At 72.7% G+C, this 26,440-nt stretch carries 24 protein-coding genes; 7 read left to right on the forward strand and 17 right to left on the reverse strand.

Annotation, left to right across the window (positions count from 1 at the left end):
- Nucleotides 1-52: 52 nt before the first annotated feature.
- Nucleotides 53-844, reverse strand: coding sequence for a metal-dependent hydrolase (locus JAO84_RS04010; RefSeq protein WP_370410448.1), 792 nt, complete (start codon nt 842-844; stop codon nt 53-55).
- Nucleotides 845-960: 116 nt separating this feature from the next.
- Between JAO84_RS04010 and JAO84_RS04015 the strand changes: the two genes are divergently transcribed.
- Together JAO84_RS04015 and JAO84_RS04020 are read left to right on the forward strand one after the other, a co-directional pair.
- Nucleotides 961-3,534, forward strand: coding sequence for a DEAD/DEAH box helicase (locus JAO84_RS04015; protein ID WP_370410450.1), 2,574 nt, complete (start codon nt 961-963; stop codon nt 3,532-3,534).
- Nucleotides 3,535-3,565: 31 nt separating this feature from the next.
- Nucleotides 3,566-4,429 (forward strand): acyl-CoA thioesterase, encoded by an 864-nt coding sequence (locus JAO84_RS04020; RefSeq protein ID WP_370410452.1) that lies wholly within the window; start codon nt 3,566-3,568, stop codon nt 4,427-4,429.
- On the opposite strand, the gene JAO84_RS04025 is transcribed toward JAO84_RS04020, so the two are convergent.
- The 4 genes from JAO84_RS04025 to JAO84_RS04040 all read right to left on the reverse strand — a co-directional run bounded on the left by JAO84_RS04025 (nt 4,366) and on the right by JAO84_RS04040 (nt 9,082).
- Nucleotides 4,366-5,406 (reverse strand): carbohydrate kinase family protein, encoded by a 1,041-nt coding sequence (locus tag JAO84_RS04025; RefSeq protein WP_370410454.1) that lies wholly within the window; start codon nt 5,404-5,406, stop codon nt 4,366-4,368. The two genes, JAO84_RS04020 and JAO84_RS04025, sit on opposite strands and share 64 nt — an antisense overlap.
- Complete coding sequence (gene aroC / locus JAO84_RS04030) at nt 5,397-6,596, reverse strand: chorismate synthase (protein WP_370410456.1); 1,200 nt, start codon at nt 6,594-6,596, stop codon at nt 5,397-5,399. Before aroC ends, JAO84_RS04025 begins: the two co-directional genes overlap by 10 nt.
- Nucleotides 6,593-7,972, reverse strand: a complete 1,380-nt coding sequence (locus JAO84_RS04035; RefSeq protein ID WP_370416653.1) for a class II 3-deoxy-7-phosphoheptulonate synthase — start codon at nt 7,970-7,972, stop codon at nt 6,593-6,595. Before JAO84_RS04035 ends, aroC begins: the two co-directional genes overlap by 4 nt.
- Nucleotides 7,973-8,068: 96 nt before the next feature.
- Nucleotides 8,069-9,082 carry an LLM class F420-dependent oxidoreductase gene (locus tag JAO84_RS04040; protein WP_370410458.1) on the reverse strand — a complete coding sequence of 338 codons (1,014 nt, stop codon included), beginning with the start codon at nt 9,080-9,082 and terminating at the stop codon, nt 8,069-8,071.
- A gap of 238 nt (nt 9,083-9,320) precedes the next feature.
- Between JAO84_RS04040 and JAO84_RS04045 the strand changes: the two genes are divergently transcribed.
- On the forward strand, nt 9,321-10,577 hold the full coding sequence (locus tag JAO84_RS04045; RefSeq protein ID WP_370410460.1) for an MFS transporter: 1,257 nt from the start codon (nt 9,321-9,323) through the stop codon (nt 10,575-10,577).
- 93 nt (nt 10,578-10,670) lie between these two features.
- Here JAO84_RS04045 and JAO84_RS04050 read toward each other — a convergent pair whose 3' ends face one another.
- From JAO84_RS04050 to JAO84_RS04090, 9 genes are all read right to left on the reverse strand, one after another.
- Nucleotides 10,671-11,534: a helix-turn-helix domain-containing protein gene (locus JAO84_RS04050; protein ID WP_370410462.1), complete on the reverse strand. Its 864-nt coding sequence runs from the start codon at nt 11,532-11,534 to the stop codon at nt 10,671-10,673.
- A 116-nt stretch (nt 11,535-11,650) separates the two neighbouring features.
- The gene (locus JAO84_RS04055; protein WP_370410464.1) at nt 11,651-12,496 is read right to left on the reverse strand and encodes a class I SAM-dependent methyltransferase; all 846 of its coding nucleotides are present in this window, start codon (nt 12,494-12,496) and stop codon (nt 11,651-11,653) included.
- The gene (locus JAO84_RS04060; RefSeq protein WP_370410466.1) at nt 12,493-14,001 is read right to left on the reverse strand and encodes a 4-hydroxyphenylacetate 3-hydroxylase family protein; all 1,509 of its coding nucleotides are present in this window, start codon (nt 13,999-14,001) and stop codon (nt 12,493-12,495) included. The genes JAO84_RS04055 and JAO84_RS04060 overlap by 4 nt, the downstream gene beginning before the upstream one ends.
- Nucleotides 13,998-14,582 (reverse strand): flavin reductase family protein, encoded by a 585-nt coding sequence (locus JAO84_RS04065; RefSeq protein ID WP_370410468.1) that lies wholly within the window; start codon nt 14,580-14,582, stop codon nt 13,998-14,000. The genes JAO84_RS04060 and JAO84_RS04065 overlap by 4 nt, the downstream gene beginning before the upstream one ends.
- A complete protein-coding gene (gene asnB / locus JAO84_RS04070) occupies nt 14,579-16,420 on the reverse strand; it encodes an asparagine synthase (glutamine-hydrolyzing) (RefSeq protein ID WP_370410470.1) in 1,842 nt (613 codons plus the stop codon). Before asnB ends, JAO84_RS04065 begins: the two co-directional genes overlap by 4 nt.
- A complete protein-coding gene (locus tag JAO84_RS04075; RefSeq protein ID WP_370410472.1) occupies nt 16,420-17,220 on the reverse strand; it encodes a hypothetical protein in 801 nt (266 codons plus the stop codon). Before JAO84_RS04075 ends, asnB begins: the two co-directional genes overlap by 1 nt.
- A gap of 297 nt (nt 17,221-17,517) precedes the next feature.
- On the reverse strand, nt 17,518-18,447 hold the full coding sequence (locus JAO84_RS04080; RefSeq protein WP_370410474.1) for a LuxR C-terminal-related transcriptional regulator: 930 nt from the start codon (nt 18,445-18,447) through the stop codon (nt 17,518-17,520).
- Nucleotides 18,448-18,574: 127 nt separating this feature from the next.
- Nucleotides 18,575-19,894, reverse strand: a complete 1,320-nt coding sequence (locus tag JAO84_RS04085) for an MFS transporter (RefSeq protein WP_370410476.1) — start codon at nt 19,892-19,894, stop codon at nt 18,575-18,577.
- A gap of 264 nt (nt 19,895-20,158) precedes the next feature.
- The gene (locus JAO84_RS04090; RefSeq protein ID WP_370410478.1) at nt 20,159-20,368 is read right to left on the reverse strand and encodes a DUF6011 domain-containing protein; all 210 of its coding nucleotides are present in this window, start codon (nt 20,366-20,368) and stop codon (nt 20,159-20,161) included.
- A gap of 38 nt (nt 20,369-20,406) precedes the next feature.
- On the opposite strand from JAO84_RS04090, the gene JAO84_RS04095 reads away from it, so the two are divergent.
- Together JAO84_RS04095 and JAO84_RS04100 are read left to right on the forward strand one after the other, a co-directional pair.
- The gene (locus JAO84_RS04095; protein WP_370410480.1) at nt 20,407-20,889 is read left to right on the forward strand and encodes a glutathione peroxidase; all 483 of its coding nucleotides are present in this window, start codon (nt 20,407-20,409) and stop codon (nt 20,887-20,889) included.
- A complete protein-coding gene (locus JAO84_RS04100) occupies nt 20,882-21,649 on the forward strand; it encodes a putative protein N(5)-glutamine methyltransferase (protein WP_370410482.1) in 768 nt (255 codons plus the stop codon). Before JAO84_RS04095 ends, JAO84_RS04100 begins: the two co-directional genes overlap by 8 nt.
- A 39-nt stretch (nt 21,650-21,688) precedes the next feature.
- Here the strand turns inward: JAO84_RS04100 and JAO84_RS04105 are convergent, their stop codons facing one another.
- Nucleotides 21,689-23,077: a cytochrome P450 gene (locus tag JAO84_RS04105; protein WP_370410484.1), complete on the reverse strand. Its 1,389-nt coding sequence runs from the start codon at nt 23,075-23,077 to the stop codon at nt 21,689-21,691.
- Between the two features lie 101 nt (nt 23,078-23,178).
- Between JAO84_RS04105 and JAO84_RS04110 the strand changes: the two genes are divergently transcribed.
- Nucleotides 23,179-23,691, forward strand: coding sequence for a VOC family protein (locus JAO84_RS04110; protein ID WP_370410486.1), 513 nt, complete (start codon nt 23,179-23,181; stop codon nt 23,689-23,691).
- 72 nt (nt 23,692-23,763) lie between these two features.
- Here the strand turns inward: JAO84_RS04110 and JAO84_RS04115 are convergent, their stop codons facing one another.
- Nucleotides 23,764-24,996, reverse strand: a complete 1,233-nt coding sequence (locus JAO84_RS04115; protein WP_265866764.1) for an acyl-CoA dehydrogenase family protein — start codon at nt 24,994-24,996, stop codon at nt 23,764-23,766.
- Nucleotides 24,997-25,181: 185 nt separating this feature from the next.
- On the opposite strand from JAO84_RS04115, the gene JAO84_RS04120 reads away from it, so the two are divergent.
- A complete protein-coding gene (locus JAO84_RS04120; protein WP_370410488.1) occupies nt 25,182-25,832 on the forward strand; it encodes a TetR family transcriptional regulator in 651 nt (216 codons plus the stop codon).
- Here JAO84_RS04120 and def read toward each other — a convergent pair.
- Nucleotides 25,829-26,401: a peptide deformylase gene (def, locus tag JAO84_RS04125; protein WP_370410490.1), complete on the reverse strand. Its 573-nt coding sequence runs from the start codon at nt 26,399-26,401 to the stop codon at nt 25,829-25,831. The two genes, JAO84_RS04120 and def, sit on opposite strands and share 4 nt — an antisense overlap.
- Nucleotides 26,402-26,440 lie beyond the last annotated feature (39 nt).

Here is a 26,440-nt window from a genome sequence, read left to right on the forward strand (position 1 = left end):
ACCGGTCGATCCGGTGCGGCCCCTTTCCGTACGGCCATAAGGCCCCGTGCGGCTAGAAGACCCCGAGCGCCGAGGCTCCGCCGACCCCGCCGAGGAGCATGAAGACCGGCATGAGGACCTTCAGCTCGACCCAGCTGCCGGCGCGGAAGCGCATGCCCTTCGGCGGGCCGATCGGGTACCAGCGCTTGCGGCCGACGGGGATCGGCCACAGGATCGGGCAGCCGGAGACGGTCAGGGCGTCGCCGATGTCGTGGACGAGGGCGCCGAGGACGATCGGCAGGCCCAGCCACAGGTACTCCTGGCCGGGCTGGGTGAACAGCCAGTCCGAGCCGTTGCCCGGCTGGTCCAGGACGCCGGCGAGGATCCAGGCGCTGGTGGCGCCGAGCAGCCACACCAGGACGTCGCTGGACATCCGCGCGGCCCGCCACAGCAGGCCTTCCACGGCGAGGACCAGGTGTACGAAGAGGATCGCGAGGACCGCCCAGCGGCCGCCGGTGACGGCCGCGACCGAGCAGCCGCCGCCGATCAGGACCGCCCACACCCAGGTGTGGGTGAGGGTGCGGTGCCCGCCGGAGCGGCGCGGGTCGGCGGTGGAGCGGGTGGCCTTGTAGACGGCGTACGACAGCTTGTCGACGATCTCGCACAGCCACCGGGAGACCGGTCCGAAGGCCCGCGAGATGGTGGCCGCCTTGTGGTCGAGGTCGGGTGCGAGGGCCGCGCCCGCGCAGATGAGCGCGCCGACGACGAGAACCGGCCAGGGCATCGGGTGGTCGAAGGCCGCGGCGGCCGCTCCGATCCCCAGCCAGGCCGCCGCTCCGGACAGCGAGTGCGCCGGTCCCATCATGATTGTTTCCCGCCCCGTCTCTCGCCGTGTCGCGCCGTTTCTCGTGCCCCGGCGCCCAGTTGACGTCCGGTCGGCAGTCCGGCCGCACGGCCGGCCGGCGGGTCAGCCTATCGTCCGTGATCTTCGATCCGATGGCCGGTTCCCTCATCCGAGCGGAATCCAGGCAAGATGGGGTCGTGACCCTTATCGATCAGCTGCCGCCGACCGCCGACCCCGATGCCCTCTTCGAGGCCTTCTCCTCATGGGCGGAGGGCCGGGGCATCACGCTCTACCCGGCCCAGGAGGAGGCGCTGATCGAGGTGGTCTCCGGGGCCAACGTGATCCTTTCCACCCCCACCGGCTCCGGAAAGTCGCTGGTCGCGGCGGGTGCGCACTTCACGGCCCTGGCCAATGACCAGGTCACCTTCTACACCGCGCCGATCAAGGCGCTGGTGTCGGAGAAGTTCTTCGAGCTGTGCAAGATCTTCGGCACCGAGAACGTCGGCATGCTGACCGGCGACGCGTCCGTGAACGCGGACGCGCCGGTCATCTGCTGCACCGCCGAGGTGCTCGCCTCGATCGCGCTGCGTGACGGCAAGGACGCCGACATCGGCCAGGTCGTCATGGACGAGTTCCACTTCTACGCGGAGCAGGACCGCGGCTGGGCCTGGCAGATCCCGATCCTGGAGCTCCCGCAGGCGCAGTTCGTCCTCATGTCGGCGACGCTCGGCGACGTGTCGATGTTCGAGAAGGACCTGACCCGGCGCACCGGCCGGCCCACCTCGGTGGTCCGCTCGGCGACCCGGCCGGTGCCGCTCTCGTACGAGTACCGGCTCACGCCGATCACCGACACCCTCACCGAGCTCCTGCAGACCAAGCAGGCGCCGGTGTACATCGTCCACTTCACGCAGGCGCAGGCGGTGGAGCGCGCCCAGTCGCTGATGAGCATCAACATGTGCTCGCGCGAGGAGAAGGACGCCATCGCCGAGATGATCGGCAACTTCCGCTTCACCACCAAGTTCGGCAAGAACCTGTCCCGTTACGTCCGGCACGGCATCGGCGTGCACCACGCGGGCATGCTGCCGAAGTACCGGCGTCTGGTGGAGAAGCTGGCGCAGGCGGGCCTGTTGAAGGTCATCTGCGGTACGGACACCCTGGGCGTCGGCGTCAACGTGCCGATCCGCACGGTGCTTTTCACCGCCCTGACCAAGTACGACGGCAACCGGGTGCGCACGCTGCGGGCCCGGGAGTTCCACCAGATCGCGGGCCGGGCCGGCCGGGCCGGTTTCGACACCGCCGGTTTCGTGGTGGCGCAGGCGCCCGAGCACGTCATCGAGAACGAGAAGGCGCTGGCGAAGGCCGGCGACGACCCGAAGAAGCGCCGCAAGGTGGTCCGCAAGAAGGCCCCGGAGGGCTTCGTCGGCTGGACCGAGAACAGCTTCGAGAAGCTGATCGCCGCCGAGCCGGAGCCGCTGACCTCCCGCTTCCGGGTCACCCACACCATGCTGCTCTCGGTGATCGCGCGCCCCGGGAACGCCTTCGAGGCGATGCGCAAGCTCCTGGAGGACAACCACGAGCCGCGCCGCAACCAGCTCAAGCACATCCGCCGGGCCATCGCGATCTACCGCTCGCTGCTTGACGGCGGCGTCGTGGAGCAGCTCGACACCCCGGACGCCGAGGGCCGCACGATCCGGCTGACCGTCGACCTCCAGCAGGACTTCGCGCTCAACCAGCCGCTGTCGACCTTCGCGCTCGCCGCGTTCGACCTGCTCGACCCGGAATCCCCCTCGTACGCCCTCGACATGGTGTCGGTGGTCGAGTCGACCCTCGACGACCCGCGGCAGATCCTGCACGCCCAGCAGAACAAGGCGCGCGGCGAGGCGGTCGGCGCGATGAAGGCCGACGGCGTCGAGTACGAGGAGCGGATGGAGCGGCTCCAGGAGGTCACGTACCCGAAGCCGCTCGAAGAGCTGCTCTGGCACGCGTACAACGTCTACCGGAAGTCGCACCCGTGGGTCGGCGACCACCCGGTGTCGCCGAAGTCGGTCATCCGGGACATGTACGAACGGGCGCTCTCCTTCACGGAGTTCACCTCCTTCTACGAGCTGGCGCGCACCGAGGGCATCGTCCTGCGCTATCTGGCGAGCGCGTTCAAGGCGCTCGACCACACGATCCCGGACGACCTGAAGACCGAGGACCTCCAGGACCTGATCGCCTGGCTGGGCGAGATGGTGCGCCAGGTGGACTCCTCGCTGCTCGACGAGTGGGAGCAGCTGGCCAACCCGGAGCTGGAGTCCGCGGAGGAGGCGCAGGAGAAGGCCGACCAGGTCAAGCCGGTCACCGCGAACGCGCGCGCCTTCCGGGTGCTCGTGCGCAACGCGATGTTCCGGCGGGTGGAGCTGGCGGCGCTCGACAACGTGGCCGAGCTGGGCGAGCTGGACGGCGAGGCCGGCTGGGACGCGGACGCGTGGGGCGAGGCGATGGACGGGTACTGGGACGAGTACGACGACCTCGGTACGGGTCCGGACGCGCGCGGTCCGAAGCTGCTCGCCATCGAGGAGGACCCGGCGCACGGCGTCTGGCGCGTCCGGCAGACCTTCGCCGACCCGAACGGCGACCACGACTGGGGCATCAGCGCGGAGGTGGACCTGGCGGCCTCGGACGAGGAGGGCCGGGCGGTCGTGCGGGTGACGTCGGTCGGCCAGCTGTAGTCCCGTAGCGGCGCCTGAAGGAGGACCAGAGGTGACCAACCCCGCCGAGAGGCTCGTGGATCTGCTCGACCTGGAGCGGATCGAGGTGAACATCTTCCGTGGCCGCAGCCCGCAGGAGTCGCTCCAGCGGGTCTTCGGCGGGCAGGTCGCCGGCCAGGCCCTGGTGGCGGCCGGGCGCACCGTGGACGACGAGCGCCCGGTGCACTCGCTGCACGCCTACTTCCTGCGGCCGGGGCGCCCGGGCGTGCCGATCGTCTACCAGGTCGAGCGGGTGCGCGACGGGCGGTCCTTCACCACCCGCCGGGTGACGGCGGTCCAGGAGGGCCGGACGATCTTCAATCTGACGGCCTCCTTCCACCTCCCGGAGGAGGGCGCCTTCGAGCACCAGCTCCCGCCACGCCACCTCACCGACCCGGAGAGCCTGCCGAAGCTCCCGGACGAGATCCGCGACCATCTGGGCACCCTCCCGGAGGCCCTGGAGCGGATGGCCCGCCGCCAGCCCTTCGACATCCGCTACGTGGACCGGCTGCGCTGGACGAAGGACGAGGTCACCGGCGCGGACCCGCGCAGCGCGGTGTGGATGCGGGCGGTGGGCCCGCTGGGCGACGACCCGCTGGTGCACACCTGCGCGCTCACGTACGCCTCGGACATGACCCTGCTCGACGCGGTCCGGATCCCGGTGGAGCCGCTGTGGGGTCCGCGCGGCTTCGACATGGCGTCCCTGGACCACGCGATGTGGTTCCACCGCCCCTTCCGAGCCGACGAGTGGTTCCTGTACGACCAGGAGTCCCCGATCGCGACCGGCGGGCGCGGCCTTGCGCGCGGCCGGATCTACGACCGCGAGGGGCGGCTGCTGGTGTCGGTCGTGCAGGAGGGGCTGTTCCGGAAGCTCTGAAAGCTGGAGCTGGTCAGAGCCTCGGTTCCCGCCGTGCCGTACGTGGCGGTGAGGCGTTCGGCCAGGGCGTCCGGCGAAAGGGTGTAGCCCTGGGCGCCCCGCCCCTCCAGGGCGAACGACGCGACGGCGCACCCCAGCCGGGCCGCGGACTCGGCTTCCGCGCCCCGGCTCGTCGCGGCCAGGAAGCCGGCCCGGAAGGCGTCGCCCGCTCCGGTCGGCTCCAGCTCCATGGCCCCCGTCGGCGGTACGGCGGGGATGGTACGGTCCGGCTCGCCCGCGCGCTCGATGCGCACACCCCGCGCACCCAGGGTGGTGAGCCACACGCCCACCCGGGACAGGATCTCGGCCTGCCGCCAGCCGGTGCGCTCGCGCAGCAGGGACGCCTCGTACTCGTTGGAGAAGAGCCACCGCGCGCCGGTCACCAGCTCCCTGGCCGCGTCCCGGCCGATCCGGGCGAGCTGCTGGGAGGGGTCGGCGGCGAAGGGGATGCCGAGCGTCCTGGCCTGTGCCGTGTGGCGCAGCATGGCGGCGGGGTCGTTCGGCGAGACCACCACGATGCCGATGTCCGCGACCCGCTCGACGATCCGGCGGAGGTCGATGGCGGGCGCCTCCGCCATGGCGCCCGCGTAGAACGAGGCGATCTGGTTCTGCGCGCGGTCGGTCAGACAGACGAAGCGGGCGGTCTGCCGGTCGGCCGAGCGAAGGACGGAGTCCGTGTCGACGCCGGCCTTCCGCAGGCGGGTCTCGTAGGCGGCGAAGTCGCGGCCGGCCGCTCCGACGAGCACCGGGGCGAGGCCCAGACTCCCCAGCCCGTACGAGATGTTGGCGGCGACTCCGCCGTGCCGGATCTCCAGCTCGTCGACCAGGAAGGAGAGCGAGACCCGGTCCAGGCTCTCCGCGATCAGCTGGTCCGTGAAGGTGCCGGGGAAGGCCATGAGGTGGTCGGTGGCGATGGAGCCCGAGACCGCTATCCGCACGGCAACTCCTGATGCGCGAGGTTGTCGAGGTACGACTGGACGTTGCGGCGGGTCTCGGTGACCGAGTCGCCGCCGAACTTCTCCACCACGGCGTCCGCGAGCACCAGCGCGACCATCGCCTCCGCGACGATCCCCGCCGCCGGAACCGCGCAGACGTCGGAGCGCTGGTGGTGGGCGGCCGCGACCTCGCCGGTGGCGACGTCGATGGTGGCAAGCGCCCGCGGGACGGTCGCGATCGGCTTCATCGCCGCCCGCACCCGCAGCAACTCACCGGTGGTCAGACCACCCTCCGTACCGCCGGAGCGGCCGGAGGTGCGCTTGATGCCGTCCCCGGTCCGCACGATCTCGTCGTGAGCCTGCGAGCCGGGCACGCGGGCGAGGTCGAAGCCGTCGCCGACCTCGACACCCTTGATCGCCTGGATGCCCATCAGCGCAGCGGCGAGCCGCGCATCCAGCCGCCGGTCCCAGTGCACATGCGAGCCCAGACCCACCGGCACGCCGTAGGCGAGGACCTCGACCACGCCGCCGAGGGTGTCGCCGTCCTTGTGGGCCTGGTCGATCTCCGCGACCATCGCCTTCGACGCATCCGCGTCCAGGCAGCGCACCGGATCCGCGTCGAGCCTCTCGACATCGGCCGGGGTCGGGTAGACGCCGTACGGGGCCTTCGCCGCCGCCAGCTCCACCACATGCGAGACGATCTCGATCCCGGCCGCCTCCTTCAGGAACGACCGCGCCACCGCGCCCAGCGCCACACGAGCCGCCGTCTCCCGGGCACTCGCGCGCTCCAGGATCGGCCGGGCCTCGTCGAAACCGTACTTCTGCATACCGGCCAGATCGGCGTGACCGGGACGCGGCCGGGTCAGCGGCGCGTTACGACCGGTCTCCTTCAGCTCGGCGGGGTCGACCGGATCGGCCGACATCACCTTCTCCCACTTCGGCCACTCCGTGTTGCCGACCATGACCGCGACCGGCGAGCCCAGCGAAAGACCGTGCCGGACACCACCGAGGAAGGTGACCTCGTCCCGCTCGAACTTCATCCGCGCACCGCGCCCATAGCCGAGCCGCCGCCGCGCGAGATGATCCGCCACCAGCTCCGTGGTCACCGGAACACCGGCCGGAAGTCCCTCAAGGGTTGCAACCAGCGCGGGACCGTGCGACTCCCCCGCCGTCAGCCAACGCAACCTGCTCACCGGCGCTCCTCGGCCGGGCGGGCGGAGCCGCGCGCGTCCCGTCGCCGGGCCCGGTACATCTCGGCGATGAGGAAGGCGAGTTCGAGCGACTGACTGCGGTTGAGCCGCGGGTCGCAGGCGGTCTCGTAGCGGGTGCGGAGGTCCTCGTCCCCGATCGCGTTCGCCCCGCCGACGCATTCGGTGACGTCGTCGCCGGTCAGCTCGACGTGGATGCCTCCGGGGTGGGTGCCCAGCTGGTGGTGCACCTCGAAGAAGCCCTTGATCTCCTCCATGATCCGGCTGAACTGACGGGTCTTGAATCCGCTCGCCGACTCGTAGGTGTTCCCGTGCATCGGGTCGCACGTCCACACCGGCTGGGCCCCGGACGCCGTGACCTTCTCCACGAGTCCCGGCAGGACGTCCGTGATCCGTTCCGCGCCCATGCGGGTGATGAAGGTGAGCCGGCCCGGGCGGCGCTCGGGGTCGAGCCGGTCGATCAGCGCGAGCACGTCGTCGGTGGTCGTGGACGGCCCCAGCTTGACCCCGATCGGATTCCTGATGCCGGCCGCGAACGCGACGTGGGCGCCGTCGAGTCGGCGGGTGCGCTCGCCGATCCACACCATGTGCGCGGACACGTCGTAGAGGTGGCCCGTCCGGGAGTCCTCGCGGGTCAGCGCGTCCTCGTAGTCGAGGAGCAGCGCCTCGTGGCTGGCGTAGAACTCGACCGTCTCCAGCTCCGTCGGCAGCGTGCCGCAGGAGCGCATGAAGGCCAGGGCCGAGTCGATCTCGCGGGCCAGCCGCTCGTAGCGCTCACCGGCCGGGGAGAGCGCCACGAAGTCCCGGTTCCATGCGTGCACCCGGCGCAGGTCGGCGTATCCACCGGTGGTGAAGGCCCTGACCAGGTTCAGCGTGGCGGCCGACGCGTGGTACATCTGCCGCAGCCGCCGCGGGTCGGGCCGCCGGGACGCCTCGGTGAACGCGAGGCCGTTGACGGCGTCGCCGCGGTACGACGGGAGGGCGACGCCGTCGCGCGTCTCGACGGCGCTGGAGCGCGGCTTGGCGTACTGGCCGGCCATCCGGCCGAGTTTGACCACGGGTACGGAGGCGGCGTAGGTGAGCACCGCCGCCATCTGGAGGATCGTCCTGAGCTTGTTGTCGATCTGGTCGACGCCCACGCCGTCGAAGGTCTCGGCGCAGTCGCCCGCCTGGAGGAGGAAGGCCTCGCCCCTGGCCACCGCGGCGAGCCGCTCGGTGAGCCGGTCGCACTCCGCCGCGTAGACCAGTGGCGGACAGGAGCGCAGGAAGGCCCGGGTCTCCCCCAGGGCGCCGGGGTCCGGCCAGGCCGGCTGCTGCGCCGCGGACAGCGCCCGCCAGTCGCGTGCTGTGTCTCCGTCCATGACGCCGTCCTTGACGCCGTCCATGACACCGTCCATGACACCGTCCATGTCTGCCTTCCGTCGATGGCTCGGGGGCCCGGGTGGGCCCGGTTGTGGTCAGCCGGCGGCCGGCCCCAGGCGCCTGAGGACGTCGAGGACGGTCTCCTGGCTGTAGAACGCGTCGGGGGGCAGCGAGACGAACAGCTGGATGCTCGTCACCCCGGGCAGGTGGTAGCGCATGATCTGCTCCCGGCACTCCTCGGGCGAGCCGCTGATGAACAGCGCGTCGACCAGGTCGTCCGGGAGCGCCTTCTGGGCGCCCGCCGGGTCTCCCGACGCCCAGAACTCGTTGCACTCGCGGAGCAGTTCGCCGTGGCCGAGCCACTCGTGGAACTTGCGGTAGGGCTCGCGGTTGAGGATCCAGGCGAGGAAGGGGCGGGCGTTGGCGCGTGCGTACGCCTTGTCCTCGGTCGGACAGACGAAGAGCTTGACCACCAGCTCCTTGCCGAGCGGCTGGGGCCCCACGGCCTCCAGGATCGTGGGGACGTCCTCGGGGAGGAGCAGGTTGGTGATGGCTCCGTCGCCCTCGCCGAAACCGAGCCTGAGCATGTTGGGGCGCAGCGCGCCCAGGATGACCTTGACCGGTTCGGTCGGCGGGTGCGGCAGCCGGTAACCGGTGATGGAGAAGGTGTCGAAGTCGTCGCCGACGTACTCGCCGCGCAGGGCCCGGGTGACGAACCGCAGCACGTCGCGGGTGCGCTTGAACGGCTCCTCGAACGGGATGCCGTTGATGTCGCTGACGTGCGCGGGCACCGAGGAGCCGAGCCCGAGCAGCAGGCGGCCGGGGGCGAGTTGGGCCAGGGTGGCCGCGGTCTGGGCGATCAGGGCCGGGCCCCGGGTGAAGACGGGGATGATGCCGGTGCCGAGGCGCAGCGTCGGGGACCAGGCCGCGGTCGCCGCGAGCGGGGTGAAGGCGTCGGTGCCGCCGCCCTCCGCCGTCCACACGTCGGAGTATCCGATGTCGGGCAGCCGCTCGACGATGTGCTGGTGGTGGCCGATCGTGATGCCGGGGAGCGGCAGGGTGACGCCCCACTTGGGCTGCGCGTGCGGAGGGCGGTCGCTGGTGGGCACGTCTGACGGGTCCTTTCAGGAGGTCGTGCGTCTCCCGGGGACTGGACTACGGGAGCGGCGGGTCGGCTCCCAGCGTCCGGGGCGGCCCGGCCGACAACCAGCCAGGCGTTCATGCGGTGACTCGTACTAACAGGACCAACGCCTGGCTGGCTGGCCTCCGGTGGGCGGTCCAGGGTGAGTGGGCCGGCACCGACGTCCCCGGAATTCGTGAACCTCGCTCGAAAGGCAACCCGTCGTCATGGACAGTCCGCCCACCTCGCCCGCAGCCCCGACCGCAGCCCCGGCGCGGTTCCGGTGGGGGCCCTACGCCTCCGTGTTCGTCCTGCTGTTCCTCTTCGGCACCGAGACCTTCCTGGTGTCGCCGCTGCTCCCGACGATCGCCTCGGATCTGCGGATCGCGGAGTCGGCGGCGGCGTACAGCGTCACGGCGTACGTGCTCGTGTACGCGATCTGCGCGCCGTTCCTCGGTCTGGTGAGCGACCGGGTCGGGCGCCGTCGCACCCTCCTCGCCGGTTCGGTCCTCTTCCTGCTGTCGAACGTGGCCGCCGCGCTCTCCGATGGCCTCACCCTGCTCGTGGTGTCGCGTGCGCTGGCCGGCCTCGCGGCCGCGGCGGCCGGTCCGGCGATCTGGGCGCACATCGCGGAGACCACCGCGGACACGGTGCGCGGCCGGGCCCTGGGTCTCGGCATGGCGTTCTTCTCCTGCGGCCAGGTGCTCGGCGTGCCGCTCGGCAGCTTCCTGGCGGGCGCGGCCGGCTGGCCGGCGGCGTTCTGGGCGATGGCCGTCGGCACGCTGATCGTGGTCCCGCTGCTGCTGGCGCAGATCCCGGCCGCCGCGGCGGCGGCTCCGCCCGCGGACGGCATCGGGGCCGGTGCGGTGTTCGCGGCCTGGGGCCACGGCGCGCTGCGCCGCTCGCTGCTGGTCAACACCGCCTTCAACGCGGCGAACCTGGGGGCCTACACCTTCATGGGCGTGGTGCTCGCGGAGCGTTTCGACCTGTCGGTGACGGTGCTCGGTCTGATCGGGGTCCTCGTCGGTGCCGGCAGCATCGTCGGCTCGACCCTGGGCGGCCGGCTCGGCGACAAGGCCCGGGCCCAGGGCCGTACGGACCAGCCGATGCTGGCCGTGTGGGGTCTGCTGCTCGCCGTGGGCATCGCGCTGACGGTGTGGGGTCCCGGCCTGGTCGTGGCTCTGGCCGGCGTGGTCGTCTGGTTCGTCGCCAGCGGCGGCTTCGTCACCGACCAGCAGACGCTCGCCGGCACGGCCGCGCCCGAACTGCGGGCGACGTCCAGCGCGTGGCTGACGTCCACCATGTACGCCGGGACGGGCATCGGCGCCTGGGCGGTGGGTCTCTTCGGCGACCTGTCGCTGGGCACGGCGCTGATCGGTGTGGCGTTCGCGGTGGTCGCGGCGCTCGGTGGCCTGCTGGTGAGCGCGCAGCTGCGCCGTGGCACGCCGAGTGCCGGTGCGGTGGGCGCGCCGGAGAGCGCCTGAGCCGGAGCGGGTCCGCGCGGTGGGTGACCGCCGGCGCCCCGCACCCCCTGTGACCGGCTGAAGGCGCGGCTGCCCTCCCCCGCCGTCGCGCCTTCAGCCCGCTTTCCGTGCGGAGCCGACAGGACGCAGCGGACGGTCGACGAGATCGGCGACCGCCGCGCCGTCCTGCCGGCTCTTCGGCGTGCAGAGCAGGATCAGGGAGGCGGGGGCGTCCAGCGGGCGCAGCGAGGAGAGCGACATCCGGATCGGGTCGCCGCCGGCGGGTGTGGCGGTGACGACCCGGGTGGTGAGCCCGCCCACCGAGTGGCAGCCCCACCAGTGGCTCAGCTCGGGCACGTCGGCGGCGAGCTGGCGGTACAGCTCGTCGACCCGCTCGTCGGCGGGACCGGCTCCGGCCTGGGCCCGGAAGTGCTGGAAGACGCTCATGGCGAGGGGCTCCCAGTCGCTGTCCCGCAGCACGGCGCGCAGCCGTTCGTCGGCCGCGACGAGCCACATCAGGTTGCGCCGGCCGGCCGGTACGGCCGTGGGTTCGCCCCAGACCGCCGCCCAGGCCTCGTTCCAGGCGACGACGTCGAAGTTGCGGTCGACCAGGACGGCCGGGCTGGTGGGCCAGGAGTCGAGTACGGCCTTGAGGGAGTCGCCCCAGTGCTCCTGGGCGCGGGCGGTCTCGGGCTCGTAGTAGCCGCCGAGGCGCAGGACGTGGCGCAGTTCCGCCTCGTCGAGCCGCAGCACCCGTGCGACGGACTCCAGGACCTGCCGTGAGGCGGTGACCCGGCCCTGTTCGAGCCAGGTGTACCAGGCGATGCTCACGCCGGAGAGGGAGGCGACCTCCTCGCGGCGCAGCCCGGGGGTGCGGCGGCGGGACGTCGCGGGCAGGCCCACGTCCTCGGGCTTCAGCAGGGCGCGGTGGGCCCGTAAGAACGCACCGAGCTCTCGGCCGGCTGCGGGAGTTGACATGGAGTGACTCCTTCACACGTGCCCGGGCTGGACCCGGACATGATAGTTCGCACGGGCGCGGCCCGCCGGGTCGCCCGTGGTGGGGCGCCCCGGCGGGCCGTGCGGTGGGCGCCGGTTCAGTCGCGTGTGGTCAGCTTCCAGAGCCGTACCGGCATGTGGCTGACGTGGCCGCGCTCCTGCTGGCGGCGCCACGCGGCCTCGCCCACGGCCCGGAAGAAGGCCTGCCGCAGCGGGGGTTCGACAAGGCGGCTGTAGTAGTCGCCGAAGGTGGCGGCGTGGAAGTGCTCGTACTCGGCCGCGCTGCCGACCCGGACGACGGCGTCCCGCTCCGCCGTCGACACGATCCGCAGGCCGCGTTCGAGGAGGTCGCGCAGGCCCTCGGTGTCGCGGGTGCGGGTGGCGATGGGCAGGACGTCACCGGCGGCGAGGAAGCCGGGCACGAGCGCCCGGTCCCGGCCCAGGGCGGCCAGGGCGTCGCGGACGATGTCGTCCTCGCCGCCGAGGCCGTACTCGTCGCGCTCCGGGTGGTAGGTGGTGAGCAGGAAGGTGCCGCCGGGGGCCATGGTCCGGGCGACCCAGTCGAAGAGCCGGAACTCGACCGGGTAGAGCCAGTGGAGCACCGACGTCATGGTGATCAGGTCGGGGCTGAGTTCCAGCGGCTCGGGGGCCATGAGGTCGGCGTGGCGCAGGAGGACCCGGTCGCCGTAGGGCTGGAGCCGGCTGGCGGCCTCGGACAGCCGGAACGCGGACTGCTCCAGGCCGATGGCGGTCTCCAGGGACGGGAAGCGTTCCAGGCAGGCCTGCAGCAGCTGGCCGATGCCGCTGCCGAGATCGGCGTGGACGCGGGGGGCGGCGGGTGCCTGCGCGAGCACCCAGTCCTGGTCGTTGGCCTGGCGGAGCCGGCTCGCGTCGGAGTAGCCGGCGAGGGTGCTGGCCTGGATTTCGACGGCGGAGTGGGTCACGGGTGTGCGCCTTCCTGGAGCTGGGTGTCGGCGGGGGCGCCGGGGCCGGCGATCAGCCGTTCGAGGCGGCCGCGGGTCTCGCTCTGGTCGTGCCGCAGGTAGAGGTTGATGCGGTTGCGGGCGAGGTCGCCGCGGTGCACGTACTCGTAGAGGTCCTGGCGCTGTCCGAAGCTGTCGCCGGTCAGGTCCCAGGCGAGCCGGAACAGCCGGGACTTCTGGTCCGCGGGGATGTTCTTGCCGCGCATGTAGCGGTCGAGGTGCGGGCGCAGCCGGGGGTGCGCCAGGTCGTTGGGGGTGGGCTGCATGAGGACGCCGGCCGAGCCGATGTTGCGTACGGCCGCCACGGCGCTCGCGGCGACCTCGGCGGACCACACGCGGGCGGCGGCGGTGTCGCCCGGGGCGAGCAGTCCGCTGTCGGTGGTGGTGGCCCGTGCCTCGGCGGCGTCGATGAAGTACTCGGTCAGCTCGACGTAGCTCGCGAGCTTGCCGAGTTCCTCCTGTACGTTGCGGAAGCCGTCGACACCGATGCTCTCGGCGACCATGGTGGCCGTGGCGAGCAGGGTGCGCAGCCGTTCGCGGTAGCGGATGTGGCCGATGTACGCGCTCCACGCGTTGATCCGGCCGAGTCCGGTACGGGCCAGGGCTCCGTCGCGCAGCAGGAACACCCGGTCCCAGGGGACCAGCACGTCGTCGAAGAACAGCATGGCGTCCTGCTCGTCGAAGCGCCGGGCGAGCGGGTGCTCGTGGCCGAACGGCTCGGCCCCGAAGGGCTCGCGGCACAGCGTGACGAGGCCGGGGGTGTTGAGCGGCAGCGCGCACCAGACGACGAACTGTTCGGCGCTGCGCTGGGTGAAGGAGGCGGAGAGGTAGACGAGCACCTCGTGCGCGGTCGGCGCGAGGGTGGTGAGCTGCTTGGCGCCGCGCACCACGATGCCCTTGTCGTTCTCCTCGATCACCCGCAGGGCGAGGTCGGGGTCGTCCACGGGATCCGCCGACCGGTCGATCTGCGGGTCGCCCAGGGCGTGGGTGAGGACGAGGTCGTGGGTGGCGCAGTGGCGGTACCAGGCCTCGGCGTTGGCACCGAACCCGGTCCTGTTGGCTTCCAGCCGGTGCCGGAAGTCGTACAGGCCGAGCGCGATGGACGACATGAAGGCCGGGGAGCGGCCGTGCTGGCCGAGGCTCTCGCTCAGCCAGAGCTCGGCGCTGGCGCGTTGGGCGCGCAGGTCCTCCAGGGTGCGGGTGGGCTGGTAGGCGCGGCCGAGGGTGAGGCCGCTCTGCGGGTCCTTCCAGGTCATGACGGGGGCGTGCGCGGGGTCGTGCTGGAGGTCGAAGAGCCGGGCGAGTTCGTCGACCGAGGCCTTGAACGCGGGGTGGGAGGCGGGGTCGGTGACGCGCTTTCCGTCCAGGTAGAGCTCCCTGCCGTCGTCGAGGCTCGCCCGGTAGGCGTCGCCGGTCCGGATGCCCAGGGGGCCGGTCGGGCCGGTCGTCGTGGTGGGTTCGCTCATGTACGGACTCCAGGTGCGGTGGGCGCCCGGTCCGGGCGCGCGGGCGAGGGCGGGGTGAGGGGGGTCGGGGCGTGGTAGCCGCCCTCGTGGTAGAGGAGCGGCAGGCCCGTCGGGCCGGCGGCGGCGGCGAGGGGAAGACCGATGAGGATGGTGTGGTCGCCTCCGGGGAGGACGCTGTGCAACCGGCAGTCGAACCAGGTGAGGCAGTCCTCGACGACCGGGGCCCCGGTGACCTCGGTGCGGGTGGGCACGTCGGCGAAGGAGCCGGTGGCGCGGCCCGCGCCGGGGGTGGCGAACCGCTGGGAGAGGCGTTCCTGCCCGACCCGGAGCACGCTGAGCGCGAGCCGGCCGGAGTCGCGGGCCGCCCGCACCAGCGGGCTGTGCCGGGTGACCGCCACGCTGATCAGCGGCGGGTTCATGGACAGGGTGACGAAGGACGACACGGTCTTGGCGAAGACCTCGTCGCCGGAGCGGGTGGTGAGGACGGCGACACCGGTCGCGCAGGTGCGCGCGGCCAGCCGTACGGCATCCGGGTGGACGGCATCGGGGTGGGTGGCGTCGGGGCGGGCGGGTGCGCTCATCGGAGGGCCACCTTGTAGGCGCGGAGCCATTCGTCGACCTGGAGCAGGTGGTCCAGGCCGCCGACCGGGTTGGGGGCGGTGCGCGGGCTCGGCAGCGGCCGTCCGTCCCGCAGGGCCGCCCGGACGACGGAGCGGTCGACCAGGTCGAACACGGGGGCGGCGGGGTCGTCGAGCAGGTCCCGCATGCGCGCGGTGAGCACCTCGGTGTAGCGCACCGCCGGGGTGGACGGGTAGCCGCTCTTGGGCCGCTCCACCACCTGCGGGGGCAGCAGGTCCCGTACGGACTCGCGGAGCACTCCCTTGGGCGAGCCGCCGAGCGACTTCAGGTGCCAGGGGATGTTCCACGCGTACTCCACCAGGCGGTGGTCGCAGAAGGGCACGCGGACCTCCAGGCCGACGGCCATGCTGACCCGGTCGACGCGGTCGAGCAGCGCGGGCAGCCAGCGGGTCAGCGCGAGGTGGCCGACCTGCCGCAGTCGCCGTTCGGTGCCCTGCTCGCCCGGGAGTTCGGGAGTCCCGGCGAGCGAGTCGCGGTACTGCTGGGCGGTGTACTCCTCGGGCCGCACCGCGGCCCTGACGTCCGGGCGCAGCAGCGCGGCGGGGGTCTCGCGGCCGTGCAGCCAGGGGAAGGTGTCGGCGGCGAGGGCCTCGGGGCTGTGGAAGTACGGATAGCCGCCGAAGACCTCGTCGGCCGCCTCGCCGGACAGGGCCACCGTGGACTGCCGCCGGACCTCGCGGAAGAGCAGGTAGAGCGAGGCGTCCATCTCGCCCCAGCCCGGCCGGTCCCTGGCGCGGAGCACCGCGTCCCGCGCGTCGAGCAGATCGTCGTCGGGGAGGACGACGCGGGAGTGCCGGGTGCCGAGGTGGTCGACGACCGCCTGGACGTACGGGGCGTCGTGCGTGGTGCGCCACCGGTCGGGGCGCAGCGCGCCGGCGCTGCCGGGGAAGTCGACGGAGAAGGTGTCGACCTTGTCGTGGCCGGCCCGCCCGCGGGCGAGGGCGGCGAGCGCGGTGATGGCGCTGGAGTCGATGCCGCCGGAGAGCAGGGTGCACAGGGGTACGTCGCTGATCAGCTGGCGTTCGACGGTGTCGGTGAGCAGCTCGCGGACGCGCGCGGTGGTGGTGGCGGTGTCGTCCTCGTGCGGGGCGGAGGTCAGCTGCCAGTAGCGCACCTCGCGGGTGGCGCCGCGGGTGACCCGGAGGAGGTGTCCGGGACGGACCTCCCGCAGGCCGCGGAACAGGCCGTGCCCGGCGGTGGGCGCCGCGGGCAGGGCGAAGAGCTCCGCGATGCCCTCGCTGTCGAGTTCGGCCCGGAAGCCCGGGTTGGCGAGGACGGCCTTGGGTTCGGAGCCGAAGAGCAGCCCCGTGGCGTAGGCGTGGTAGTAGAGCGGCTTGATGCCCAGGTGGTCGCGGACGAGGGTGAGCTCCTCGGTCCGGGTGTCCCAGACGGCGTACGCGTAGATGCCGTTGAGCCGCCGGGGTGCCTCGGCTCCCCACTGGGTGTGGGCGTGCAGGACGACCTCGGTGTCGGACTCGGTGCGGAAGCGGTGGCCGAGGGACTGGAGTTCGGCGCGCAGCTCCCGGTAGTTGTACAGCTCGCCGTTGTACGAGAGGACGGCGCGCGGCGCCCGCTGGTCCGCGGTCTCGGTCAGCGGCTGGACGCCGCCGGCGAGGTCGAGGACGGAGAGCCGGCGGTGCCCGAGTGCCGCGTGCGGGGAGAGCCAGGTGCCGCCGGCGTCCGGTCCCCGGCAGACCAGGGTGTCGGTCATGGCCCGCACGGTCGGCTCCTCGGCGCGCAGGTCGCGCTGCCAGTCGAGCCAGCCGGTGATGCCGCACATCACGACTCCCGGGCGGTGGTCGGGGCCGCGGCGGGGGCGGCGGCCGAGGGGCCGGCGGGTGTGGCGGGCGGGGTGGTGGCCTCCCAGCGGCAGCCGTGTCCGCCGCGGTCCTCACTGAGCCGGTAGGAGACCCGGTAGCCCTTGGCGCGGACGTTCGCCGACATGGCCCGGGTGCAGTACGTGCAGGGCGAGGCGAGCGTGAGGCGTACCCCGTCGCCGCTGCGGGCCTTCTCCCGGTAGTCCCAGATCGCGCAGTGCGTGATGTGCACGGAGGCGGTGGTGGCGGGCCCGTTCGGCCGGTCCGTGCTCACCTCGTAGGCCGAGCCGTACAGTTCGGCCTGGCGGGCGATCCGCCGGATGGGGTCGGCGGCGCCGCCGCCGCGGTCGGGTTCGACCCAGCGGTGGACCTCCGCGTTGGCCGCCGCCCACTCGGCGAGCACGTCCTCGCCGTACCGGGCGACGAGGAAACGCTCCATCAGGGCCTGGCCGCGGAAGAAGATCCGCTGCCAGTCCGCCGCGGAGCCGGTGGATCCGCCGGATCCGGTGGGCAGGTCGGCGAACATCTCCGACTGGAGTCCGAACCAGCCCTCCAGGTCGGCGGCGAGGCCGAGCCCCACCAGGAACCGGGTCAGTCCGGCCTCGGCCTCGTGCAGTCGCTGCCGCCACAGGGCCGCGCGCTCCGAGTCGGGCATGGCGGCGAACACGCTCGCCCGGGTCTCGCTGTCGGTGTCGTCGGACCGGGGTGCCGCGAGGCCGGGGGCCGGCCCCACGGCTATGCCCCCGTTGGCCGCTGCACTCATCAACTTCTCCCTCTGCGAAACGGTGACCGGACATCGGGCGCCCGGCCACCGACCACGCTAGGAAGAAGGCCATCGGGCCAGAAGCTCCCTTCGGCCCGGATCGGGGGAACGTTCGGAGCGCCGGGAGGAGCCCGGGCCCCCCGGACCGCTGGTCCATTGGTCGAATGCCTGTGCGCCCCGAGGATCCCCGGGAGCGGGCAGGCCCGGGTCGGGCACGCGCCGGGCGCGGGTCGTGGCGACGCACGAGGGCGGGGCCCTTTGCGGACCCCGCCCTCCACGTGCGGTGTGCGCGCCTCCCTACGCCAGTCCCTGGCGCAGGGCGTAGAGCGCGGCCTTCAGACGGTCCGGCTGGCCGATCTTGCGCAGGGCCCCGGACAGGTACTTCTTGACGGTCGCGACCGACAGCGAGAGCTCCCGCCCGATCTCCGCGTTCGACAGTCCGCGGGCCAGCAGGGCGAGGACGGCCCGCTCACGGTCCGTCAGTCCGGCTTCGTCGACGGGGAGTTCGCCCGGGTCGTCGGCCGGGTGCGGGCCGCCCTCCGCGAGCAGGTCGTCCTCCAGCGGCGCCGGCAGGAAGATCGAACCGCCGGCGGCGACGACCGAGATGGCCCGGACCACACAGCTCGGGTCCTGGTCGAGCGGGAAGGCACCGCTCACCCCGGCCCGGAGCATCCGCGTGACCTGGGAGGCGCTCTCGGGCTTTCGCAGCAGAATGATCCGCGCCTGGGCGACCCCCTTGGAGCGGCGCAGGGAGCGGACCGTGGCCAGGTCCTTGGGCAGCGCCCCGGAGGCCCCGAGCAGCACCACGTCGGGGCGGTAGCTGGGCATCTCGCGCAGCGCCTGCCACTGGTCCCGCACCGCGCCGACCACGCGGAGGCCCTCCCCCTGCGCCGAGTCGAGCACGGTGCGCAGTCCGGCGAGGGCGATCGGGTGCCCGCCGGCGAGCAGCACCCGGGCGGCGATCCACGGGGAGTTGGCGGGGCTGTCGTTCCCCGCCGGATTGGACAAGGGCGTCAGGCGTAACTCGTACCTCCGTGAGTCCAGCACGGCGGCGTCCTCGCGGAAGAGCCGCTGGTGCCCGGCGGCGCTGTCGAAGGGATTGCAGGCCTCGGCCTCGATCAGTTCCTGTTCCGAGAGCCTCGCCACCTTCAGCAGCGGCGCACGCCCGGTGCCCTGCTGTGCTCTCCGCTGCGTGGTCCCCGTCGTGGCTCCGATAACCACGGTCATTCTGTTCACTGCATTTCCTCCCCCGTGAGTCATGGGCATCGCATGGATCCTAAACATCCATTTCAAGCACATCGGAGCAGAGCGACGGAAGAATCGGCCGAGAACATTCACACCTCCGAAACCGCGCTCATCTCAGGGCGACGCCCTTCGTCTCGCGCATTCCGGCGTAGACGAGAGTCGAAAGCAGGGCGAGGCCGGAGACGTACCACCCGAACCAGGCGGCGTGGCCCCGGTCGATCAGGGTCGTCGCCAGGTACGGGGCGGTGCCGCCGAAGGCGGCGACGGTGAGCGCGTACGGCACGCCGACGCCCGTCGTACGGACCGCGGCGGGGAACAGCTCGGCCATGACCGCGCCGCTGACGGCGGTGTACCCGGTGAGCAGCACCATGCCCGCGCACGAGATCAGCAGCAGGCTCCAGAAGGAGTTCCGCAGCAGCCCGAGCAGCGGGACGGTCAGCACCGTGAACCCCACGCCGAACGCGATCAGCAGGGGCTTGCGGCCCACCCGGTCCGAGAGCAGTCCCGCGAGCGGCTGGAGGACGATGAAGAAAGCGAGCGAGACGGTGCTCGCGGTGAGCGCCGGGCCCGGGGCGAGGCCCACGACGAGGCGCGCGTAGGTGGGCAGGAAGGTCGTCCAGGTGTAGAAGACGACGGTGGCCCCGAGGGTCATGCCGACGACGAGCGCCGCCTCGCGGGGGTTGCCCCGCAGGAAGTCGAACGGGCGCGGCCGGGGGGCGGTCGCCCGGACCGCGGGCGGGTGGGTCTCCTCGGTTCCGCGGCGGATCCAGAGCCCGGTCACGCAGGCCAGCGCCCCGACGGCGAAGGCGATACGCCAGCCCCAGGCGTGCATCTGGGCCGTGGTGAGCTGCCAGGCGAGCAGGGCGGCGACACCGGAGGCGAGGAGCTGTCCGAGGTTCCCGCTCACATAGGCGACGCTGGAGTAGAGACCGCGGCGCCCCGACGGGGCGGACTCGGCCGCGAAGACGGCGGACACCGTCGATTCGCCGCCCACGGAGAGCCCCTGGGCGAGCCGGATGACGACGAGCAGCACCGGGGAGGCGACCCCGATCTGCTGGTACGTGGGGAGCGCGGCCATCGCCAGCTGGCCGGCCCCCATCAGCGTGATCGTCGTCGCCATGGCGGTCCGGCGGCCGCGCCGGTCGGCGAGCAGGCCGATCAGGAGTCCGCCGGCGGGGCGGGCCGCGAAGCCCACCGCGAAGACCGCGAAGGCGTTGAGCGCGAGGACGGCCTGACCGCCGCCCGGCGGGAAGATCCGGTCGGCGAAGTAGACCGACAGATACGCGTACGCGAGCCAGTCGTACCACTCGGCCAGGTTCCCGGCGGAGGCCGCGAGCAGCTGGCGGCGCCCGTCCGCCACCGGCGCGGGCGGCGTCGCCGGCGCGGGCTGGGCGGGCGCCATCGGCTCCGGCGGGGATTCGGCTCTCATCGGTACGTCCCTCCGGGGCGGTATTCGGTGGCGGGTCGCCGAGCGCCGCCGACCGGAGAGTGAATTCCCGGACGCGGGCACCCGTACGAAATCCGGCCGCCCACCCTCGCATGCCGTGGACCGAATGGGGAAACCGCTCCCCGCTGCTATGTCACCTGTGCTGGAGTCCACCTCTCCGAACGCGTCAGGAATGGCGGAAAGTCACCCTCACCGGCGGTCGATAAAATCAGCCGGAACATCGAGAATTCGCCTCGGAACGCCGCCCTAGACCCCCGGCAGGGTGTCCTGTTCCACCTCGTGGCGGCGGGTGCGGATGTCCGGGCCGGCGGGGTGGAGTTTGGCGTCGCAGGCCGGGCCCAGACCCGTACGGCGGGAATCCGGGCCGGTCAGGGGGCGGCCGCACAGGCGGCAGCGGACCCGGCGGGTCTCGGCGGGCGCGGAATCGATGTCGATTGCCAGTGGTTCGTCTCCCATGCTGAGATCAAACCCCATTGGTGTGACAAGGAGCTCCCATGAGCCTGTACGACATCCCCCTGACGACCCTGTCCGGTGATCCGGTCTCGCTCGGCGACTTCCGCGACAAGGCCGTCCTGGTGGTCAACGTGGCCTCCAAGTGCGGTCTGACCCCGCAGTACGAGGGCCTGGAGCGGCTGCAGAAGGAGTACGGGGAGCGCGGCTTCACCGTGCTCGGCGTGCCGTGCAACCAGTTCGCGGGGCAGGAGCCGGGCAGCGCCGAGGAGATCGAGACGTTCTGCTCGACGACGTACGGGGTGAGCTTCCCGCTGCTCGCGAAGACCGAGGTCAACGGGGACGGGCGGCACCCGCTGTACGCGGAGCTGACCAAGGTCGCGGACGCCGACGGCGAGGCCGGCGACGTGCAGTGGAACTTCGAGAAGTTCCTGATCGGGCGGGACGGCGCGGTCACCCGCTTCCGGCCGCGCACCGAGCCCGGGGCCGCGGAGATCGTCAGCGCCATCGAGGCCCAGCTTGCCTGACCTGGGGGTGGTGGAGCGGCTGCGGGCCGCGGGCTGCGTCTTCGCCGAGGAGGAGGCGGAGCTGCTGAGCGCGGCGGCGGCCGGTCCGGCCGAGCTCGACGCGATGGTCGAGCGGCGGGCGGCCGGCCTGCCGCTGGAGCACGTGGTGGGCTGGGCCGCGTTCCGGGGGCTGCGGATCGAGGTCGACGCCGGGGTGTTCGTACCGCGCCGGCGCACGGAGTTCCTGGTCGAGCAGGCCGTGCGGCTCGCCCGGCCGGGCGCCGTCTGCGTCGACCTGTGCTGCGGCTCCGGCGCGGCGGGCGCGGTGCTGCTCGCGTCCGTCGAGGACGCCGAGGTGCACGCCTCCGACATCGAGCCGGCGGCGGTGCGCTGCGCCCGCCGCAATGTGGAGCCGCGCGGCGGCCGGGTGTACGAGGGCGACCTCTTCGACCCGCTGCCGGACGCCCTGCGCGGCCGGATCGAGATCCTGGTCGCGAACGTCCCCTACGTGCCCAGCGGCGACGTGCCGCTGCTCCCGGCCGAGGCCCGCGAGCACGAGCCGCTGGTCGCCCTCGACGGCGGCGCGGACGGCCTGGACGTGCTGCGCCGGGTCGCGGCCGGGGCCGTGGAGTGGCTGGCCCCGGGCGGCCGGCTGCTGTGCGAGACGAGCGAGCGGCAGGCCGCCCGGGCCGTGGCCGCGGTCACCGCGTACGGCCTGACGGCCCGGATCGTCACGGACGAGGAGCTGTACGCGACGGTCCTGGTGGCGACCCGGCCGTAACAGCGCCAGCCGTAACAGCGCCGCCCGTGACGGCGCCGCTCAGGCGGTACGGCGCTTCAGCCGGCAGCGGGCCGGGCCCAGCGCCTGGAGGGTGATCGCGGAGTCGAGCGGCACCTGGGTGTCGATCGCCTCCAGCTCGTGGTCCTGGAGGATCATCGCGAGCGCGATCACCGACTCCAGCATGGAGAAGTGCTGGCCGATGCAGGCGCGGGGGCCGCCGCCGAAGGGGAAGTACGCGTAGCGCGGGCGGGCGGCCTCGGCCTCCGGGGTGAACCGGTCGGGGTCGAAGCGCTCCGGGTCCTCCCAGTAGCGCGGGTGCCGGTGGGTGACCCACGACGAGACGATCACATCGGCCCCGGCGGGGATGGTGTGGCCGCCGATCTCGGTGGCCGCCACCGCCCGGCGGCCGATCGCCGGAGCCGCCGGGAAGAGCCGCATGGCCTCCTTGAGGACCTGGGTGAGGTACGGCAGGGCGTCGAGGTCGGCCGCGCCCGGGGTCCGGCCGGCCAGGACCCGGTCGAGCTCCTCGTGGGCGCGCGCCTGGTGCTCGGGGTGGCGGGCCAGCAGATGGAGCGCGAAGCCGAGCGAGGTCGCGGTGGTCTCATGGCCCGCGAGCAGGAACACCAGGACCTGTTCGCGCAGTTCGGCCGGGTCGAAGGCGCTGCCGTCCTCCTCGCCGGCGGCGACAAGCAGGGTGAGCAGGTCGCGGCCCTCGCCGGCCGTGCCGGCCGCGCGCCGCTCGGCGATGATCCGGTCGCAGACCGCGTACAGCTCCTCGTGGGCGACGGCGGCCCGCCGGTTCGACGGCGTCGGCCAGGACCGGGGCGGCTTGCGGGGCGAGTAGCCGCGGCGCGCCACGTAGGCGCCGAGCACCGGGAAGCAGCGCTCGACGATGCCGACGGCCTCGTCGACGTCGGTGCCGAAGAGGATGCGGGCGACGGCGCGCAGCGCGAGTCCGGTCATCTCGTGGACCACGTCGACGGTCTCGGCGCCGCGGGCGTGCCAGCCGTCGGTGAGCCGGGTGACCTCGTCGGCCACGGCGGAGGCGTAGGTGTCGACGCTGCGGCGGGTGAACAGCGGCTGGACGAGCCGCCGTTGGCGCAGATAGTCGGCGTCCTGGCTGGTCAGCAGGCCGTTGCCGAAGGACTCCCGGATCTCCTGGTAGAAGGCGTTGTCCTTGCGGAAGTTGGCGGCCTCGCCGGCCAGCACCTGCTGGGCACCCTCGGCGGAGAAGACGCAGTGGACGGTGGCCCGCATCCCGGGCGGTCCGGCGGTGATCCGGACGACGTCCCCGTGGTCGCGGCGGGCCTTGAGGAAGGTGCCGAGCGAGTCGTTCTTGAGGTCGAGCAGCGAGCCGAGCAGCGGAAGTCCGGTGAGTTCGGGAATCGGCGGAGTGGTGCCCGTGCCGGTCGTCGTGTTGGTCGCCATCGTGCTGTCTCCCCCTCGTGAGCTTCGGTGGCGCGTCGATTCTGCCCCAGGCGGGCGGCGCTGTCCGCCCTGTTGTCAGTGGTGTCTGCGACGCTTCCCCCATGAACGCAGAAGAGACCCACGAGGCGGGAGCGGGCGCGCCGGGGACGGACGCGCCGGGCCCGGTCCTGCAGCTGACCATCGACTGCGCGGACCCGCGCCGGCTCGTCCCCTTCTGGGCGGCGGCGCTGCGGTATGTGCCGGAGCCGCCGCCGGAGGGGCATGCGACGTGGATGGCGTACTGGCGGGCGATGGGTGTGCCCGAGGAGGAACTGGAGGGCGGCGCGGGCGAGTTGCCGGAGTCGATCGTGGACCCGAAGGGCGTCGGCCCGCGGGTCTGGTTCCAGCAGGTCCCCGAGCCGAAGACGGTGAAGAACCGGCTGCATCTCGATCTGAAGGTCGGCGGCGGCCGCACGGTGCCGGTTGCCGTCCGGCGGGCCAGGGTGGACGGGGAGGTGGCCCGGCTGACCGCGCTCGGCGCGTCGGTGCTGCGCACGATGGACGAGCCGGAGGGGATGGACCACTACGCGGTGGTGCTCCGGGACCCGGAGGGCAACGAGTTCTGCGTCGTATGAGCCCTCCGGGCCCGGGCGGCCCGGGGCCTGGACTCCCCGGGGGCCGGTGCGCGGCGTGCCGCGGTCAGCGGGTCAGCGGATCGGCATGCCGGAGAGGGTGCGGGCGATGACCAGGCGCTGGATCTCGCTCGTGCCCTCGAAGATGGTGTAGATGGCGGCGTCGCGGTGCATCCGCTCGACCGGGTACTCGCGGGTGTAGCCGTTGCCGCCGAGGATCTGGATGGCCTGGGCGGTGACCTTCTTGGCGACCTCGCTCGCGTACAGCTTGGACATCGAGCCCTCGGCGGAGGTGAAGGGCTTGCCGGCGGTGGCCATCCAGGAGGCGCGCCAGACCAGGAGGCGGGCGGCGTCGATCTGGGTGCGCATGTCGGCGAGCTGGAAGGCGACACCCTGGTTGTCGATGATCGGGCGGCCGAACTGCTCGCGCGTCTTGGCGTAGTCGAGGGCGACCTCGTACGCGGCGCGGGCGGTGCCGACGGCCATGGCGCCGACGGCGGGGCGGGAGGCCTCGAAGGTGGCCATCGCCGCGTTCTTCACGCGCTCCCCGTTGCCGGCCTGCTTGGCGCGCTCGCGGGCCCGGGCGAGGCGCTCGTCGAGCTTCTCCTTGCCGCCGAGCAGACAGTGGCCGGGGACCCGGACGTTCTCCAGGACGACCTCGGCGGTGTGCGAGGCGCGGATGCCGTGCTTCTGGAACTTCTGGCCCTGGGAGAGGCCGGGGGTGTTCGGCGGCACGATGAAGGAGGCATGGCCCTTGGAGCCGAGCTCGGGGTCGACGACGGCGACGACGACATGCACGTTGGCGATGCCGCCGTTGGTCGCCCAGGTCTTGGTGCCGTTGAGCACCCACTCGTCCTTGGCCTCGTCGTAGACGGCACGGGTGCGCATGGAGGCGACGTCCGAACCGGCGTCGGGCTCGGAGGAGCAGAAGGCGGCGACCTTGACGTCGTCGGCGTCGCCGTACATCTGCGGGACCCAGGTGCCGATCTGCTCCTCGGTGCCGTTGGCGAGGACGCCGACGGCGGCGAGGCCGGTGCCGACGATCGACAGCGCGATGCCGGCGTCGCCCCAGAAGAGCTCCTCCATGGCCATCGGGATGCCGAGACCGGTCGGGTCGAAGAACTGCTGCGCGTAGAAGTCGAGGGAGTAGATTCCGAGCTTGGCGGCCTCCTGGATGATCGGCCAGGGGGTCTCCTCACGCTCGTCCCACTCGGCCGCCGCGGGGCGCATCACGTCGGCGGCGAAGCCGTGGAGCCAGTCGCGCACCTGCTTCTGGTCGTCGTTGAGTTCGAGCGTGAACTCGGCCATGATCCCTCCCGGCGGTGTGTTACTTGCGGTAACAGCATTTTGTTACCGACGGGTACAGGCTGTCAACCAGCAACGGAGCAGTTCCTGACGGGCCCTCTCCGACACCGGCCGGACGGCACCGGGTGCCGCTCGGGTGTTACGTTGCGACAGCCTCAGGAATTTCGTACGGGCGGGGAGACACGCTGATGACCACCACACACCGGAGCACCACCGACCAGCAGAAGCCGGCCGACCAACGGCGACGGGAACTGCTGGAGGCGGCGGACCGCGTGGTGCTCCGCGACGGCCCGCAGGCCTCGATGAACGCGATCGCCGCCGAGGCGGGGATCACCAAGCCGATCCTCTACCGCCACTTCGGCGACAAGGGCGGCCTCTACCGCGCCCTCGCCACCCGCCACACCGACGCCCTGCTCTCGGCCCTGCGGGCCGCGCTCGACGCGCCGGCGGACCGGCGGCAGCGGGTCGAGTCGACCCTCGACACGTACCTCGCCTCCATCGAGGCGATGCCGCAGGTCTACCGCTTCCTCATGCACCCGGCCGAGGAGCCGCACCAGGCCGAGCAGGGCTTCGACGTCGGCCGGCACTCCGCGCCGCTGCTGCGCCGCATGGGCGAGGAGCTGGGCCAGGTCATCGCCGAGCGCATCGACCTCGGCCCCGGCGGCGAGGCCCAGGCCCGCATCTGGGGCCACGGCATCGTCGGCATGATGCACGCGGCCGGCGACTGGTGGCTCGGCGAACGCCCCTGCTCCCGCGCCGAACTCGTCCGCAGCCTCGCGGACATCCTCTGGGGCCGTCTGGCGATGGCGGACGACCGAGCGGACGGGCCCGGTTTCTAAGGGCTCGGTTCGCCCAGCGCCTCCACGCCCTTCGTGCCCCAGGGCTCCTTGCGGATCTTCCGCAGCAGCTTGCGCCGCGACCAGCCCGTCACCAGGTCCGCGTAGACCCCGCCCGCCAGGTGGTCGCACTCGTGCTGGAGGCAGCGGGCGAAGAAGCCGGTGCCCTCGACGCGGACCGGGGAGCCGTCCACCGTGACGCCCTCGACGACCGCGTGGTCGTAGCGCGGGGTCGGGGCCTCCAGGCCCGGGAGGGACAGACAGCCCTCGGGGCCGCGGAACACGTCGCCGTCGGCCTCGACCAGGCGCGGGTTCACCACATGGCCCAGATGCCGGACGTCCTCGTCGTCCGGGCAGTCGTAGACGAAGACCCGCAGCCCCTCGCCCACCTGGTTGGCGGCGAGGCCGACGCCGTTCGCCGCGTACATCGTCGCGAACATGTCCTCGACGAGCCGGGCGAGTTCCGGGCCGAAGTCGGTCACGGGCGCGCAGGGGGCGTGCAGCACGGGGGCGCCGAGCAGGGTCATCCCCCGGACGCGGCCGGAACTGCCGGGGATCGGGCGGTTTCGCATGGGCGCAAGGGTACGTTCAGGGGTCGACATGGCTGGTCG

Origin of the sequence: Streptomyces fradiae (genome assembly GCF_041270065.1) — a bacterium.
GTDB lineage: Bacteria > Actinomycetota > Actinomycetes > Streptomycetales > Streptomycetaceae > Streptomyces.